At 55.0% G+C, this 15,400-nt stretch carries 15 protein-coding genes; 9 read left to right on the top strand and 6 right to left on the bottom strand.

Annotation, left to right across the window (positions count from 1 at the left end):
• Positions 1–212 precede the first annotated feature (212 nt).
• From betI to ACQZQY_RS19085, 4 genes are all read left to right on the top strand, one after another.
• The gene (gene betI / locus ACQZQY_RS19100) at positions 213–794 is read left to right on the top strand and encodes a transcriptional regulator BetI (protein ID WP_122094679.1); all 582 of its coding nucleotides are present in this window, start codon (positions 213–215) and stop codon (positions 792–794) included.
• Positions 795–838: 44 nt separating this feature from the next.
• Positions 839–2,308: a betaine-aldehyde dehydrogenase gene (gene betB, locus ACQZQY_RS19095; RefSeq protein WP_431296211.1), complete on the top strand. Its 1,470-nt coding sequence runs from the start codon at positions 839–841 to the stop codon at positions 2,306–2,308.
• 24 nt (positions 2,309–2,332) lie between these two features.
• Positions 2,333–4,018, top strand: a complete 1,686-nt coding sequence (gene betA / locus ACQZQY_RS19090) for a choline dehydrogenase (protein ID WP_183847680.1) — start codon at positions 2,333–2,335, stop codon at positions 4,016–4,018.
• Positions 4,019–4,107: 89 nt separating this feature from the next.
• Complete coding sequence (locus ACQZQY_RS19085) at positions 4,108–4,569, top strand: GNAT family N-acetyltransferase (RefSeq protein ID WP_431296210.1); 462 nt, start codon at positions 4,108–4,110, stop codon at positions 4,567–4,569.
• 1,026 nt (positions 4,570–5,595) lie between these two features.
• On the opposite strand, the gene ACQZQY_RS19080 is transcribed toward ACQZQY_RS19085, so the two are convergent.
• Positions 5,596–6,525: a LysR family transcriptional regulator gene (locus ACQZQY_RS19080; RefSeq protein WP_122095602.1), complete on the bottom strand. Its 930-nt coding sequence runs from the start codon at positions 6,523–6,525 to the stop codon at positions 5,596–5,598.
• A 102-nt stretch (positions 6,526–6,627) separates the two neighbouring features.
• Here ACQZQY_RS19080 and ACQZQY_RS19075 point away from each other — a divergent pair, with 102 nt between their 5' ends.
• Together ACQZQY_RS19075 and ACQZQY_RS19070 are read left to right on the top strand one after the other, a co-directional pair.
• Complete coding sequence (locus ACQZQY_RS19075) at positions 6,628–7,062, top strand: DMT family transporter (RefSeq protein WP_056769148.1); 435 nt, start codon at positions 6,628–6,630, stop codon at positions 7,060–7,062.
• A gap of 3 nt (positions 7,063–7,065) precedes the next feature.
• Positions 7,066–7,518 (top strand): DMT family transporter, encoded by a 453-nt coding sequence (locus ACQZQY_RS19070; protein ID WP_056769150.1) that lies wholly within the window; start codon positions 7,066–7,068, stop codon positions 7,516–7,518.
• 33 nt (positions 7,519–7,551) lie between these two features.
• On the opposite strand, the gene ACQZQY_RS19065 is transcribed toward ACQZQY_RS19070, so the two are convergent.
• Entirely contained in the window at positions 7,552–8,010 is a 459-nt protein-coding gene (locus ACQZQY_RS19065; protein WP_122094688.1) for an RES family NAD+ phosphorylase, read from the bottom strand.
• Positions 8,007–8,468, bottom strand: coding sequence for a type II RES/Xre toxin-antitoxin system antitoxin (gene parS, locus ACQZQY_RS19060; protein ID WP_122094690.1), 462 nt, complete (start codon positions 8,466–8,468; stop codon positions 8,007–8,009). Before parS ends, ACQZQY_RS19065 begins: the two co-directional genes overlap by 4 nt.
• A gap of 349 nt (positions 8,469–8,817) precedes the next feature.
• Between parS and ACQZQY_RS19055 the strand changes: the two genes are divergently transcribed.
• Positions 8,818–9,705: a nucleoside-specific channel-forming protein Tsx gene (locus tag ACQZQY_RS19055; RefSeq protein ID WP_056769154.1), complete on the top strand. Its 888-nt coding sequence runs from the start codon at positions 8,818–8,820 to the stop codon at positions 9,703–9,705.
• A 186-nt stretch (positions 9,706–9,891) separates the two neighbouring features.
• Positions 9,892–11,487 carry an ABC-F family ATPase gene (locus ACQZQY_RS19050; RefSeq protein WP_072158016.1) on the top strand — a complete coding sequence of 532 codons (1,596 nt, stop codon included), beginning with the start codon at positions 9,892–9,894 and terminating at the stop codon, positions 11,485–11,487.
• 155 nt (positions 11,488–11,642) lie between these two features.
• On the opposite strand, the gene moeB is transcribed toward ACQZQY_RS19050, so the two are convergent.
• Positions 11,643–12,404, bottom strand: a complete 762-nt coding sequence (moeB, locus tag ACQZQY_RS19045) for a molybdopterin-synthase adenylyltransferase MoeB (RefSeq protein WP_431296209.1) — start codon at positions 12,402–12,404, stop codon at positions 11,643–11,645.
• A gap of 2 nt (positions 12,405–12,406) precedes the next feature.
• Positions 12,407–13,648, bottom strand: a complete 1,242-nt coding sequence (gene moeA, locus ACQZQY_RS19040) for a molybdopterin molybdotransferase MoeA (RefSeq protein WP_431296208.1) — start codon at positions 13,646–13,648, stop codon at positions 12,407–12,409.
• 245 nt (positions 13,649–13,893) lie between these two features.
• Here moeA and ACQZQY_RS19035 point away from each other — a divergent pair, with 245 nt between their 5' ends.
• Positions 13,894–14,127 carry a DeoR family transcriptional regulator gene (locus tag ACQZQY_RS19035; protein ID WP_056769160.1) on the top strand — a complete coding sequence of 78 codons (234 nt, stop codon included), beginning with the start codon at positions 13,894–13,896 and terminating at the stop codon, positions 14,125–14,127.
• 69 nt (positions 14,128–14,196) lie between these two features.
• On the opposite strand, the gene tsgA is transcribed toward ACQZQY_RS19035, so the two are convergent.
• A complete protein-coding gene (gene tsgA / locus ACQZQY_RS19030; RefSeq protein ID WP_431296207.1) occupies positions 14,197–15,393 on the bottom strand; it encodes an MFS transporter TsgA in 1,197 nt (398 codons plus the stop codon).
• Between the last annotated feature and the right edge of the window lie 7 nt (positions 15,394–15,400).

Genomic DNA, 15,400 nt, shown 5'->3' with positions numbered 1-15,400 from the left:
TTTCTAATTTTCAATAAAATAGACGCTACTTCATCTCAAAATTCATACAAATTACTAACGTATTGGTAATAAAATATATGCATTTTTAATTGAACGTTCAATCAAAAAAAAGTTAAATAGGTGACGTCAGAGCGTTAACAAGGTTGAGCGACAGCGTAAAAAAAAGGTTTTTTAAGCGCGTTTCAACCCGCTCATTTTCAGGAGCCGGAACCATGCCCAAAGTAGGAATGCAGCCCATAAGACGGCAGCAATTGATTGAGGCAACCCTGGCAGCGGTGAACGAAGTCGGCATGCACGATGCCTCGATTTCGCAAATCGCCCGCCGGGCTGGCGTCTCCAACGGCATCATCAGTCACTACTTTCGTGACAAGAATGGGCTGCTGGAAGCGACCATGCGTTATTTGCTCAGTCATCTGGGGGAAGGGGTGCAGTTGCGGTTATCGCAGCTGACGGATACCGCACCGACGGCGCGGCTGCATGCGATTGCAGAAGCCAATTTTGACGACAGTCAGACCAACAGCGCGGCGATGAAAACCTGGCTGGCCTTCTGGGCGAGCAGTATGCATCACCCGCAGTTGTACCGGCTGCAACAGGTCAACAGCCGCCGGCTCTATTCAAATTTATGTTCTGAATTCAGACGTTTTCTGCCGAAAAAAGAGGCGCGTCTTGCGGCGCAAAGCACTGCCGCACTGATTGATGGCCTGTGGCTGCGCGGCGCACTCAGCGGTAAAGAGTTCAACCGCGCCGAGGCGATGCAAATCACCCGCCGCCACATTGAATCACAGCTCACCTGAGCACAGCAGAAAACTTTCAGACCGCACAGACCGAGGAGAGATGTATGTCCCGCTACGGCAAGCAAAAACTTTATATCAACGGGCGTTTTCAGGACAGCACCGGTGATGAAACCTTCGATGCAGTGAACCCTGCCAACGGCGAGGTGATTGCGACCCTGCCATCCGCCACGCAGGAAGATGTCGATCTGGCGGTGAAATCCGCGCAGAAAGGCCAGAAAGTCTGGGCAGCGATGACCGCCATGAGCCGTTCGCGCATCTTGCGCCGCGCCGTGGACATTCTGCGTGAGCGTAACGACGAACTGGCGGCCATCGAAACCGCCGACACCGGTAAACCGCTGTCTGAAACGCTGGCCGTCGATATCGTGACCGGCGCGGATGTGCTGGAGTATTACGCAGGCCTGATCCCGGCGATTGAAGGCCAGCAAATTCCGCTGCGCGATTCTTCCTTCGTCTACACCCGCCGCGAGCCGCTGGGCGTGGTCGCCGGGATCGGTGCCTGGAACTACCCGATTCAGATAGCGCTGTGGAAATCCGCTCCGGCGCTGGCAGCGGGTAACGCGATGGTGTTTAAACCGAGCGAAAATACCTCACTGACCGCCCTGAAACTGGCCGAAATTTACAGCGAAGCGGGCGTGCCGGATGGCGTGTTCAGCGTGGTGACAGGCGCGGCCAGCGTCGGGCAGGCGTTAACCGATCATCCGGATATCGCTAAAGTCTCGTTCACCGGCGGCATCAAAACCGGCAAAAAAGTCATGGCCAGCGCCTCGGCTTCCACGCTGAAAGAAGTGACCATGGAACTGGGCGGCAAGTCGCCGCTGATCATCTTTGAGGATGCGGATCTCGACAAAGCCGCTGACATCGCGATGATGGCGAACTTCTACAGCTCCGGCCAGGTGTGCACCAACGGCACCCGCGTGTTTGTGCCAGAAACGTTACATAAAGCCTTTGAAGCCAAAATACTGGAGCGTGTGAAACGCATCCGTGCGGGCGATCCGACTGACGAAAACGTCAACTTCGGCCCGCTGGTGAGCTTTGCGCACATGGAATCCGTGCTGCGTTACATCGAAAGCGGCAAACAGGAAGGCGCGACGCTGCTGACCGGCGGTGAGCGCATGACCGGCGGGGAATACGCCAAAGGCGCTTACGTTGCGCCGACGGTCTTTACCGACTGCCGCGATGACATGCTGATTGTCCGTGAAGAGATCTTCGGGCCGGTGATGAGCATCCTGACCTATGAAAGCGAAGAAGAAGTGATCCGCCGCGCCAATGATACCGAATACGGTCTGGCGGCCGGACTGGTGACGCAGGATCTCAACCGCGCGCACCGCGTGATCCACAAACTCGAAGCCGGGATTTGCTGGGTCAACACCTGGGGCGAATCCGCCGCAGAAATGCCGGTGGGTGGCTATAAGCATTCCGGCGTCGGGCGCGAAAATGGCATCACCACGCTTGAGCATTACACCCAAATCAAATCCGTGCAGGTCGAACTGGGCGAATTCAGCTCAGTCTTTTAATCCGCCGCAACAGAGGAGATTTTAATGGATTACGATTACATCATTATCGGTGCCGGTTCCGCCGGCAACGTACTCGCCACCCGCCTGACCGAAGACAGCAGCGTGAGCGTGCTGTTACTCGAAGCCGGTGGCCCGGATTACCGTCTGGATTTCCGCACACAAATGCCTGCGGCGCTGGCGTTCCCGCTACAGGGGCGCCGTTACAACTGGGCGTATGAAACTGACCCGGAACCGCACATGAACAACCGCCGTATGGAATGCGGGCGCGGAAAAGGTCTGGGCGGCTCATCGCTGATTAACGGCATGTGCTACATCCGTGGTAACGCGATGGATTTCGACAACTGGGCGAAAGCGCCGGGTCTGGAAGACTGGAGTTATCTGGATTGCCTGCCGTATTTCCGTAAAGCGGAAACTCGTGATATCGGCCCGAACGATTTCCACGGCGGTGAAGGGCCGGTCAGCGTCGCGACGCCAAAAAATGGCAACAATCCGTTGTTTGCAGCGATGATCGAAGCCGGTGCGCAGGCGGGCTATTCCCGCACTGACGATCTGAACGGCTACAAACAGGAAGGTTTCGGCCCGATGGACCGCACCGTGACGCCAAAAGGCCGCCGCGCCAGCACTGCCCGTGGCTATCTGGATCAGGCCAAACCGCGTGCCAATCTGACCATTGTGACGCACGCGCTGACCGACAGAATTCTGTTCGACGGCAAGCGTGCCGTGGGCGTCAGCTATTTCAAAGGCGACGATTACAACGCGAAAACGGCGAACGCGAAACGCGAAGTGCTGTTGTGCAGCGGCGCGATTGCCTCGCCGCAAATCCTGCAACGTTCCGGCGTCGGCGCGGCTGAACTGCTGAACCGTCTGGAGATCCCGCTGGTGCATGATCTGCCGGGTGTCGGCGAAAATCTGCAGGATCACCTGGAAATGTACCTGCAATACAGCTGCACCCAGCCGGTGTCTTTGTACCCGGCATTGCAGATGCATAACCAGCCCGCGATTGGGGCGGAGTGGCTGTTTAAAGGCACCGGCGTGGGGGCCAGTAATCAGTTTGAAGCGGGCGGTTTTATCCGCAGCCGTGAAGAATTTACCTGGCCGAATATTCAGTATCACTTCCTGCCGGTGGCGATCAATTACAACGGCAGCAACGCGGTGAAAGAGCACGGTTTCCAGGCTCACGTCGGTTCCATGCGCTCACCAAGCCGTGGCCGGGTGCAGGTGAAATCAAAAGATCCGCGCCAGCACCCGAGCATTCTGTTCAACTACATGTCGACAGAGCAGGACTGGCATGAGTTCCGCGATGCCATCCGCATCACCCGTGAAATCATGAATCAGCCGGCGCTGGATAAATACCGTGGCCGGGAAATCAGTCCGGGCGAGAACGTGCAGACTGACGAAGAACTGGATGCGTTTATCCGCGAACATGCGGAAACCGCCTTCCATCCGTCGTGTACCTGTAAAATGGGCAGCGATGAGATGGCGGTCGTGGACGGCGAAGGGCGCGTTCACGGCATCGAAAGCCTGCGCGTGGTGGATGCGTCCATCATGCCGCAGATCATTACCGGCAACCTGAACGCGACAACCATCATGATCGCCGAAAAAATTGCCGATAAAATCCGTGGCCGTCAGTCCCTGCCGCGCAGCACCGCGGAGTATTACACCGCAGGCGATACACCGGTTCGCACCGAGCCGATGAAAAAAACCGCCTGATAATTTGGCTGTAAAATCTGTGTTAAAAAGAGATATTCTCAGGAATATCTCTTTTTTTTGGCTTTCAGAAACAGGCAGGGCACTTCTTCATGACCGACTCATCATCGCTTTACTGGCAGGATTATCATCACAGCGACCTGAACGCAGCGCAGCTTTACGCCATTCTGGCGCTGAGAACGGAAGTTTTTATCGTGGAACAAAACTGTGTTTATCAGGATATCGACGGGCAGGATCTGGCCGGTGAAAACCGGCATATCGTCGCCTGGCTGGAAGGAAAACCTGCCGCCTACGCGCGGATCCTGCGCCATGCCGATGACGTGGCGATCGGGCGGGTGATTGTCGCCCCGTCAGCCCGCGGCCTGAAGCTGGGGTATCAGCTGATGGAACAGGCGCTGGCAGCCTGCCATAAACACTGGCCGGGTGCGCGCGTGGTGATTTCCGCACAGGCGCATTTACAAGGGTTTTACGGCCGGCTGGGGTTTGTGGCGAATACCGACATTTATGATGAAGATGGGATAGCGCATGTGGGGATGGTGTTGGGGGGCTTTTAGCTTTTAGCATTCAGCTTTAAGGTCAACACCGTGGGTTGCCACCCACACCGGCCTTAAGGGTGGCTTATCGCCGCCACCCTTAAGAATCCCGGGCTCTTTTTACTGCGCGCTTCGCTGGGACGATGGACATGTTCTGACGCATCAGTGAGTGGCGTAAATTCAGGTGCTTCGCACTGCCTTCTCTCGGTCTTCGAGCCATAGGTCTCGAAGCCGCTCCGTTCAGCTGAATTTTGAGCACGCCAATCAACTTTTTCTAAAAGATAAATCTGTTCTGTTCTTGAATTTAAGATCTTGCGGGCGATTCAGAAATCTTGCTGAAAGGAGTGGCCTGAAGACCTCAGGCTTCAGGACCGGGAGAAGGCACCGCGCAGCGGCAAGATTTGCAGCCTGTCGCGGTGATACCTTTAGAATTCCGGGCTCTTAAACTGCGCGCTCCGCTCGCTGGCTATGTTTCAGATGATGAAGTGATAGTCGCAAAATCCCGCCGCTGCGCGGTGCCCTCCGTTCGGGTTACAACCCGCGCAAAAAGACGCGCGGTTTTCCACCTCTCCTCCGGCGTGATTTTTGAAAGCGGCCGCAGGCTTATACTGCACAACCTTGCTGTTTATTTTCCCTGAAAAGCAGAGCGGTTTTGAATTTAAGATCCTGCGGGCGGTTCAAAATCTTGCTGAACGGAGTGGCCTGAATACCCAAGGCTTCAGGACCGAGAGAGGGCAGCGCGCTGCCGCTCTGTTCTTGAATTTAAGATCCTGCGGGCGATTCAGAAATCTTGCTGAACGGAGCGGCCTGAAGACCTAAGGCTTCAGGACCGAGAGAAGGCACCGCGTAGCGGCAAGATTTCCAGCCTGTCGCGGTGATACCTGAAACATAGCCAGCAGGCAGATCGCGTGTTGAAAAAAGCGAGGGGAGTTCAGAGGGGAAAAGCCTTTCCCCTCTGGTCGGTTTCGGCGCAGTGAGTTAGGTGATCGCCGCACCTGAGAAACCGAAATATTCCCGGACTCATCGAAAGAGCCCGAGTGCAACGCCTCACTCCCAGTATGCAGGGCTGCCAAACTTCTCTACCAGAAAATCAATCACTGCCCGCACTTTGATCGAGGCTTTTCGTGCATTCGGGTACAGCGCGGATATGGTCTGCGGCTCGGGCGAGGTGGATACCTGATGATCTTCCAGCACGCTGACCAGCCGCCCGTCGCGCAGGGCGTCGCCGATTAACCAGGTGGGGAATACCACCAGCCCCATGCCATCCACAGCTGCCTTTGTCAGGGTTTCCGCATTATTACTGGTCAGGACGCCGCGCAGGCTGTACGAACGCCATTCCTGTTCCGGCTGGCGGAAGTACCAGCGTTGCGAACCGGCGAATCCTTTAAACACCAGACAGCTGTGAGCGGCTAACTCTTCGGGCGTTTGCGGTGTGCCTGTACGGGCAAGATAGGCAGGGCTGGCGGCGAGACGGAAGTTCTGCTGTCCGAGCGTGCGGGCCTGCAGGGTGGAATCTGCCATCACGCCGATTCGGATCAGCAGATCAACGCTGTCCTGTAACGGATCAATGAAATCGTCAGTCTGCATCAGCTCAATATTCAGACGCGGATAACGGGCGCTCAGCTCATGCAGCCAGGGGGCGATATGCCGCTGGCCAAAAACCACCGGCGCATTGATGCGTATCAGGCCACCCGGCTCGCTGTCCTGCTCCTGCAGATCCAGTTCTGCCAGTTCGAGCTGAGCCAGTACCTGACGGGCACGTTCAGCCAGCAATTTCCCGGATTCGGTCGGGCTGACTGCACGCGTATTCCGGTACAGCAACTGGGTTTGTAATGCCTGCTCCAGCTGCGAAATGACGCGCGATACCGTCGAGGGCGACATCGCTTCGCGGCGGGCCACTTCCGAGAAATTTCCCTGGTCGAGCACCGCAACAAACAGCCGTAAAGACTGGATGTTGATCTGATTGAAGCTTTTCATCTGTGCAATATCCGCAAAGGTATTTTCCTTATTGTGCTGTTTTTCGCAAAGCAGTGCCACGCTATAGTCGCCGCTTCTTAAAATAATATGAGCAAACTACTAATGAATCTGATGTTAATTCCGCTGGTCGTTCTGGCGGGGATGGGGCTATCGCTGGAGGCCGGTTTGATCGGGCCGTTAGGGACGGAAGTGGGGCACCTGTGGGCCACGCTGAGTATTTTTGGGGTCGGCGCAGTGCTGACTGGATTACTGGTGCTGTTTTTCAGCCCGCGCAATGCGCCGTCGTTTACCGAACAACCCGGCTGGACGCTGCTTGGCGGCTTGCTGGGGCCGGTGTATGTCGTGGTGCTGACGCTGGCGACGCCGGTGATTGGCATCGGCATGACCATGATCGCGATTTTGTCAGGACAGGTGGCGAAAAGCGTCTTGATCGACCATTACGGCTGGTTTGGTACGCCACACAAGAAAGTCGGCAGGGAGCGTTTACTGGCTCTGCTGTTTATCGTTGCCGCCCTTGTTCTGATTGCCTGGAGTTAACCGATGACTGAACTGATTATGATTATTCTGGCGATTGTGGCGGGGGCTGCGCTGAGTATGCAGGCGGCGGTAAACGGTCAGCTGGGTGAAAAAGTGGGCGTCCTGAAAAGTGCCTTCCTGACCTTCAGCGTGGGCGCGGCGATCACGGCTGTGCTGATCTTGTTTCTGCAAACGCCGCAGCAGGCGACGTTACTGACCGTACCGAAATGGCAGCTGGCTGGCGCACTGTTTGGCGTGCCTTACATCATCATTATGGTGACGGCAGTACCGCGAGTGGGGACGGCGGTGGCGACGGTCGCGGTTATTCTGGGGCAACTGGCGATGGGCATGCTGATTGATAACTTCGGCTGGCTGGATAATCCGTCCATCCCGTTCTCTTGGCACCGTCTGGCGGCGATACCTTGTCTGGTCATCGCGCTGGCCCTGATTTATCGCAGCAACAGAAAAGCAGAGTGAGTGTCCGGCCCGCGTTGCAAGCAGACCAGCAGGTTATTGCAGGCGCGGGTCAAACATCATCGGCTCACGTTGTACTGAACTCAGTAAATCCGCAAACGCAGGATGCTGCGGATTGAGCAGCACGTTGTATTCCGTCGGGACAATGACCGACGGCACTTTCAGCCCGACGTAATCACCTTCCGCCAGCCAGGCGTCACCCTGACGTTGTGTGCTGTCCGGCGGAGATGCGCTTCGCCAGTCTGCGGCCAGTTCCGACACGTCCAGCCTGTCGAGCAATTCTTCCGGCACCTCAATACTCAGCAACGTGTAGGACCGCATCAGCATGCTGTTTTGTAAGTGCACCAGCATTTCCAGTATGGCCAGCGAAATGCTGGTGGTGACATAGACGACCGGCCTGCCCGGCGGATTCCAGCGCCCGCCATAAAGCTGCGCACCCGCGCCCGACCAGGCCGTTGCCAGATGGCGGTTCTGTACGATGCGAAACAGCTTCAACTGAAGACACCGTGTTGCAGACGACCAATCAGGCGGCTCACTTCCACCGCGCCCGCTTCAGAAGACAGCAACTCAAGCGGACGTGAACCGTCCAGCGCCGGCGCAGGGCGGGTGAACCACTCGAGCGCGGAGATACGATCCCCTTCGAACAGATCCGTTGCGGCATCCACAATGCGCACCAGACGCGCCACACGCTCGCTCTCTTCACTTTTCAGTAATCCGTTTCCGGCCTTACGACGCGCATAGTTGCGTTCGTTAATGCCCATTATTTCCAGTAACACCATTTTCGGCCATCCCAGCTCAGTATTAAGACGGCTAATACTATCAACCGGAAAACCCTTTTGTATGGCATTAACCAAACTGATTCCGCTGCTTGCGGGAAGCCCCGCAGACTGCCAGAGCGGCGTTGCAGAATCTTGCACAGAGCCGGAAGACAGCCCGGTATTTTTGATATTCATGATGTGTGCCTCCGCACCGTTATTTGTCATGATTATAGCATGACAAATAACGAATGGTCATTTTATCAGCACGGGATTATCACAGCTTCAGGCGGCTGAATGAATTCGTCCTGAAACATATCTGTGATCGATATCACATTGAGGATGTATCAGGATGAAACACAAATTGACAAACCTTGACCAAATCTATTTATTAGCTAAGAAAAGTTAACTCTTGTAGGAAGTCACTGGTAATTGCATGTTTTTATACTATGTGCAGCAATCGGTTGCGGATCACAGTTTTAGGGTTTGATATATGCAGCGTCTGAAAGTGGCAAGGCGCTGTTCCTCCCCCGCTTCTGGTATAAATATGAAAAATAAAATTATTGCAGCAGGCGCTTTGATGGCTTTGTCCTACAGCGCGACCGTGCTCGCTGATGATAGCAAGGGCGAATTTGTTTCTGACTGGTGGCACCAGAGTGTAAACGTTGTAGGCAGCGCCGATACCCGTTTCGGACCGACCCTGCGTAACGACGTTTACCTTGAATATGAAGCGTTTGCGCACAAAGACTGGTTCGATTTCTACGGCTATATCGATATTCCTAAAACCTTCGGCGCCGGTAACGGCAATGACACCGGTATCTGGGACAAAAACGGTTCTCCGCTGTTTATGGAGATCGAACCGCGTTTCTCTATTGATAAGCTGACCGGCACCGATCTGAGCTTCGGTCCGTTCAAAGAATGGTACTTCGCCAACAACTATATCTACGATATGGGTCCGGACAGCGATAACCGTCAGAACACCTGGTACATGGGTCTGGGCACCGACATCGACACCCATCTGCCGATGAGCCTGTCTCTGAACGTGTATGCAAAATACCAGTGGGAAAACTACAGCGCGGCCAACGAAAACAGCTGGGACGGTTACCGTTTCAAAGTGAAATACTTCGTTCCGTTGACTGAAATGTGGGGCGGTAACCTGAGCTACATCGGGTTCACCAACTTCGACTGGGGCTCCTCACTGGGCGACGACGATTTCCGTGACCTGAACGGCAACAAAGCGCGTTCTAACAACTCTATCGCGTCCAGCCATATCCTCTCGCTGAACTATACACACTGGCATTACTCGTTTGTGGCGCGTTACTTCCACAACGGCGGCCAGTGGGCTGACGGCGCTGAGCTGAACTTCGGTAACGGTAATTTCGATGTGAAATCTACCGGCTGGGGTTACTACGGCGTGATCGGTTACAACTTCTGATTTCAGGCGTTGTACTGGAAAACCCGGCTGAGGCCGGGTTTTTTGTGTGTGTAATTCAAACATTTCCCCGCGCATGACGAATTTTTTTACTATCGAGTGAAATTTGTACACAACGAGAGGCGATCCCGACGCGCCGTTGTGGCATAATGCGCGCCAAATCACATTTCCCAATTAAGAGCGAGCGTTGTGCTAAGTACTTACAACATCACCATGCAATTCGGCAGCAAGCCGTTATTTGAAAACATTAACGTGAAATTTGGCGGCGGTAACCGTTATGGCCTTATCGGCGCGAACGGTTGTGGCAAGTCCACTTTCATGAAGATCCTCGGTGGCGACTTAGTGCCTTCAGCGGGTAACGTCGTACTCGACCCGAACGAGCGTCTGGGTAAATTACGTCAGGATCAGTTCGCCTTCGAAGAATTCACCGTGCTGGACACCGTGATCATGGGCCACAACGAATTGTGGGCTGTGAAAGAAGAGCGCGACCGCATTTACGCGATGGCGGAAATGAGCGAAGCCGACGGCTATAAAGTGGCAGATCTCGAAGTTGAATACGGCGAGATGGACGGCTACAGCGCTGAATCCCGTGCGGGCGAGCTGCTGCTCGGCGTGGGTATTCCGGTAGAGCAACATTATGGCCTGATGAGCGAAATCGCACCGGGCTTTAAACTGCGCGTATTGCTGGCGCAGGCGCTGTTCTCTGACCCGGAAATTTTGCTGCTCGACGAACCAACGAACAACCTGGACATCGATACCATTCGCTGGCTGGAGCAGGTGCTGAACGAACGTAACAGCACCATGATCATCATTTCGCATGACCGTCACTTCCTGAACATGGTGTGTACGCACATGGCGGATCTGGACTACGGCGAGCTGCGCGTTTATCCGGGCAACTACGACGAATACATGACGGCGGCAACGCAGGCTCGTGAACTTCTGAGCGCCAATAACGCCAAGAAGAAAGCGCAGATTGCTGAACTGCAATCTTTCGTCAGCCGCTTTAGCGCCAACGCCTCTAAATCTAAACAGGCGACTTCCCGTGCCCGTCAGATTGATAAAATTCAGCTCGACGAAATCAAAGCGTCAAGCCGTCAGAACCCTTACATGCGTTTTGAACAGGACAAGAAATTGTTCCGTAATGCGCTGGAAGTGGAAAAAATCACCAAAGGTTTCGATAACGGCCCGCTGTTTAAAAACCTCGGTCTGATGCTGGAAGTGGGCGAGAAAGTCGCCATTCTGGGCGCGAACGGTATTGGTAAATCGACGCTGCTGAAAACGCTGGTCGGCGAGCATGAGCCGGAAACCGGTTCAGTGAAATGGTCCGAAAACTCAAAAATCGGTTACTACGCGCAGGATCACGAATATGAATTCGATGACTCCATGAACGTATTCGACTGGATGAGCCAGTGGAAATCCGAGAAAGACGACGAGCAGGCTGTACGCGGCGTGCTGGGCCGTCTGCTGTTCGGTCAGGACGACATCAAGAAGAAAGTCAAAGTGCTTTCCGGTGGTGAAAAAGGTCGTATGTTATTCGGGAAACTGATGATGCAGCGTCCTAACATCCTGATCATGGATGAACCAACTAACCACCTGGATATGGAATCTATCGAGTCACTGAACATGGCGCTGGAAATGTACGAAGGCACACTGATCTTCGTTTCCCACGACCGTGAATTCGTGAGCTCACTGGCCACCCGTATTCTGGAAATGACACCGACCCGTGTCATCGATTTCTCGGGTAACTACGAAGACTATCTCCGTAGCCAGGGCATTAATAGCTGATTATTGATGTCGATAAAAAGGCCGCAACGGTTAACGTTGCGGCCTTTTTTTATTCCAGAAAGGTGAATTCTTTATCGGTTAAACGGATTGCGTAGCGGCTGCCATGTTCAACAACCTAAATACCCTTCATTCCTTGTTCCATTTTTTTTCGACTATCAGTGACCACCACACACCTCACAATGTGGGTCTTTCATCAGTTTCATTTCCCGAAACTGTAACGTCATGGCATCAAACATCAGCAGTTTGCCGCGCGGAGTTTCACCGAATTTTGTCAGCAGTTTGATGGTTTCCATGGCCTGTAAACTGCCGATGGTACCCACCAGGGGCGCCATCACGCCGGCTTCCACGCAGGTCAGGGCATTTTCACCAAATAAGCGGCTCAGGCAGCGGTAGCAGGGTTCATGCGGCTGATAGGTAAAGACGCTGAGCTGGCCTTCCATGCGGATGGCGGCACCGGACACCAGCGGTTTTTTCTGCGCGAAACATTCCCGGTTCAGCTGATTGCGCGTGGTAACGTTATCGGTGCAATCGACCACCACATCGCAGGCGGCGATCAGTTCGCTCAGCATGTCGTCGTCCGCCTGCGCATTGATCTGATTCAGACGGATGTGCGGATTCATTGCGCAAAGCGCAATAGCGGCAGATTCCACTTTCGACATGCCGATGCGTGCGTCGGTGTGCAGCGTCTGGCGCTGCAGGTTAGACAGCGACACCTTGTCGAAATCCAGCAGCGTCAGCGTACCGGTTCCTGCGGCGGCCAGATATTGCGCCGCCGCACAGCCTAAACCGCCTAATCCGACAATCAGCGCATGGCTGGCTTTCAGCTGTTCCTGCGCGTCAAAATCAAACCCTTTCAGGACGATCTGGCGGTTATAACGCAGGGTTTCAGCGTCCGTCAGTTCCGGCAGTGTGGCCATATTCAGCTCCGTAAAAGGGCGTTGAATGGTTCGATTTCAACGAGTTCACCCGCCGCGACATTATCGCGTTCGCGCTCCAGCACGATAAAGCAATTCGCCTGGCTGAAAGAACTGAAGACGTGCGAACCCTGATGGCCGGTGGTACGGACTTCGAGCTGGCCCTGCGCGTTAGTGCTGAAAATACCGCGCTGGAAATCGAGACGGCCCGCTGATTTTTTAAGCCCCGAAACCGAAACAGCCTGCAAACGCGGCGGGAACTGCCACGCGGTATGGCCTGCCAGTTGCGCAATAAACGGCTGCACCAGTTGATAAAACGTCAGCGCCGCAGACACCGGATTCCCCGGCAGACCGCAGAACCAGCTGTTTTTCAGTTTGCCGAAAGCGAAAGGTTTGCCGGGTTTCATGGCCAGTTTCCAGAAACCAATCTCGCCCAGTTCATCCAGCATTTGCCGGGTGTAATCCGCTTCTCCGACCGAGACGCCGCCGCTGGAAATCACCAGATCGGCGAAGGCATTGGCTTCTTCAAAGGCGCTGCGCAGCGCCTGCGGATCATCGCGGATGATGCCCAGATCCAGCACGTTGCATCCCAGTTGTTCCAGCATCAGGCGTACGGCAAAACGGTTGGTATCGTAAATTTGGCCTTCCTGCAAGGGCGTCCCCACCGGTTGCAGTTCGTCGCCCGTGGAGAAAACAGCAACGTTGAGGGGTTTCCAGACCTCAACGTGCGTGACGCCGAGCGATGCCAGCAGCGGCAATTCCGCCGCACCCAGACGTACGCCCTGCGGCAACACGCTGTCGCCTTGTTTAATGTCGTCGCCCGTCAGGCGGATATTCAGGCCGTTCTCCGCTCCATGTGTGAAACGCACGCCCGCATCGGTCACCTCGGCATGTTCCTGCATGATCACAGCGTCGGCACCCCGGGGGACCGGCGCGCCGGTCATGATGCGGATACAGCTCCCGGCAGGCCATTCACCGTGGAAGGGCGCACCCGCGAAGGCTTTGCCCGCCACCGGTAACACGGCGTCGTCGTGCAGATCGCCACAGCGGACGGCATAACCGTCCATCGCCGCATTATCAAAAGGAGGCACGAACACCGGAGAACGTACCGGCGCGGCGGTAATGCGGCCAGCGGCCCTATTCAGAGCAACAGATTCGGCGTCTTGTGCGTGCTTTGGCTGCACATGAGCGCGCATTTTGTCCAGCGCTTCCTGGAGTGAGATCAAACCGGCGGTATTGAATTCCATAAAAATTCCTCAGTGATACCGTCCCGGTGGTGCGGGTGTCTGCGCCGGAGCCGGGCGGTTATAAAAGCATGCGCACAGTATGACAGAGAATCGGGACGAACCAAAAATCGCGGCAGGCGGAAAAACTTTGAGGGGATTTTCGAAAAATTGAGATCGATCCCAAAATTAACAATGTAACGCAGGTATGATGTTTACCGTTATTTGTGACATCCGTCACACAACTGTCATACAAACAGGAATAACCGGTGCTTAAAAAAAATCGCCATCAGGCCATCCTTCAGCTGGTCGAACAGCATGAAGTGTTACAGGTAAGCGAACTGGCACAATCGCTGGATGTGAGTCTCGAAACCATTCGCCGCGATCTTAGTGAAATGCAGGATAAAGGTCTGATCCTGCGTCGTCACGGACGTGCACGCCGTCTGGTCGCGCAGCCTCAGACATCCTGGCTCAACAGTTTGCAGCGCTGTCCTCAGATGTGATCGGGCAGTGACAATAAGAAAAGGGAAGGCAATTCAATGCCTTCCCTTTTTTATGCGTCGGTTTTCATCTCAATGCGCGGATTGCTGCTCCAGCGCTTCGGCCTTGCTGCTCACCGAGGCAATAATCAGCGCGGCCAGCAGGCATACGTAGGCGAGAGTGGCGGTATTCAGCGCCCAGAACAAACCGTAACGGCTGTACACCAGCGACGACAGCGTGGAGAAAATCAGCGTGCCTATCGTGCCGATAGTCAGCAGGGCAGACGTCAGCGTTGGCGGAGAATTCTTCACCTGCAGGCTGCCGTAACTCATGATGCCGGAGAACAGCCCGGAGTTGCAGAATCCGAACAGACCGGCGCAAATCAGGATAAGCGTCGGGTTTGCGCTGTTCGCCGCAGTGGCCAGACAGGCCAGACCCACGGTGGCGGAAAGCAGCAGGTAAGTCCGCAACTTCACAAAGCGCACCGTAAACTGATTCACAAACAGGCCGATGGATTTCACCGTCCAGTAAGTCGTGATGTAAAACGCCGCGTTGTCTGCCGCCATACCGAAGTGCTCTTTAAGCCAGCTCGGCAGCCACATGGTGAAAATCGGTTCCGCCAGCAGGAAAGCAAACAGGGCGAAACACAGCACCCACACGGAAACGCCCCAGTGGTGTTGCTGGCTTTCAGACCCTGGCTTGCTATCCGCGACCTGCGGAATCGACGGGAATTTTTGCCCGACGCACAACACAATCATCGCCAGACTCAGCACCGCCATTACGCCGTACATAGCCAGCCAGCTTGCGCCGTGCTGGAACAGATAGCCCAGCAGCAGCGATAACACCACGCCCGCCAGCGCGAAGAAAAAGTCGGTGAGGATCAGGTTCGCCGAACGCTTTTTGGGATCTTCATTAATACGCACCACCAGATAGCTGCCGATGGACATCATGATGCCGGAGGCGGCGCCAATCAGAAAAACGCCGATGCCGAACATGGTGATGGTCGGCATCAGGAAAAGTGCCACGCAGGTCAGCACGGAAACCGCTGAGCCGGTGATCAGCTGTTTGCCCAGATTAAATCTGCGCATCAGCACGCCGCTTATCATGATCGGCAGAAACAGGCCGATGTTCATCAGCGTAAACATCTGACCGATAAAGCCCGGATCTTTGCCAAAAGCCTGTGAAACCGGGCCGATCACGATGCCGAGTGTGGAAACCAGTGCACCGGTAAAGAAGTAACTGAGCCATGAGATCATATTGATCCGCTGGCGGTTGAATGTCTGTTCCATTGCCGTT

It is taken from the genome of Rahnella sp. PAMC25559, assembly GCF_050632365.1.
GTDB classification, from domain to species: Bacteria; Pseudomonadota; Gammaproteobacteria; order Enterobacterales; family Enterobacteriaceae; genus Rahnella; species Rahnella rivi.
The sequence above is the reverse complement of the archived record's forward strand: the minus strand, read 5'-3'. Positions and strand labels throughout refer to the sequence as shown.

Bases quoted from the DNA above. Each gene is read 5' to 3' on its own strand.
- betI (WP_122094679.1), top strand. From the start codon at position 213: ATGCCCAAAGTAGGAATGCAGCCCATAAGACGGCAGCAATTGATTGAG.
- betB (WP_431296211.1), top strand. From the start codon at position 839: ATGTCCCGCTACGGCAAGCAAAAACTTTATATCAACGGGCGTTTTCAG.
- betA (WP_183847680.1), top strand. From the start codon at position 2,333: ATGGATTACGATTACATCATTATCGGTGCCGGTTCCGCCGGCAACGTA.
- ACQZQY_RS19085 (WP_431296210.1), top strand. From the start codon at position 4,108: ATGACCGACTCATCATCGCTTTACTGGCAGGATTATCATCACAGCGAC.
- ACQZQY_RS19080 (WP_122095602.1), bottom strand. From the start codon at position 6,525: ATGAAAAGCTTCAATCAGATCAACATCCAGTCTTTACGGCTGTTTGTT.
- ACQZQY_RS19075 (WP_056769148.1), top strand. From the start codon at position 6,628: ATGAATCTGATGTTAATTCCGCTGGTCGTTCTGGCGGGGATGGGGCTA.
- ACQZQY_RS19070 (WP_056769150.1), top strand. From the start codon at position 7,066: ATGACTGAACTGATTATGATTATTCTGGCGATTGTGGCGGGGGCTGCG.
- parS (WP_122094690.1), bottom strand. From the start codon at position 8,468: ATGAATATCAAAAATACCGGGCTGTCTTCCGGCTCTGTGCAAGATTCT.
- ACQZQY_RS19055 (WP_056769154.1), top strand. From the start codon at position 8,818: ATGAAAAATAAAATTATTGCAGCAGGCGCTTTGATGGCTTTGTCCTAC.
- moeB (WP_431296209.1), bottom strand. From the start codon at position 12,404: ATGGCCACACTGCCGGAACTGACGGACGCTGAAACCCTGCGTTATAAC.
- moeA (WP_431296208.1), bottom strand. From the start codon at position 13,648: ATGGAATTCAATACCGCCGGTTTGATCTCACTCCAGGAAGCGCTGGAC.
- tsgA (WP_431296207.1), bottom strand. From the start codon at position 15,393: ATGGAACAGACATTCAACCGCCAGCGGATCAATATGATCTCATGGCTC.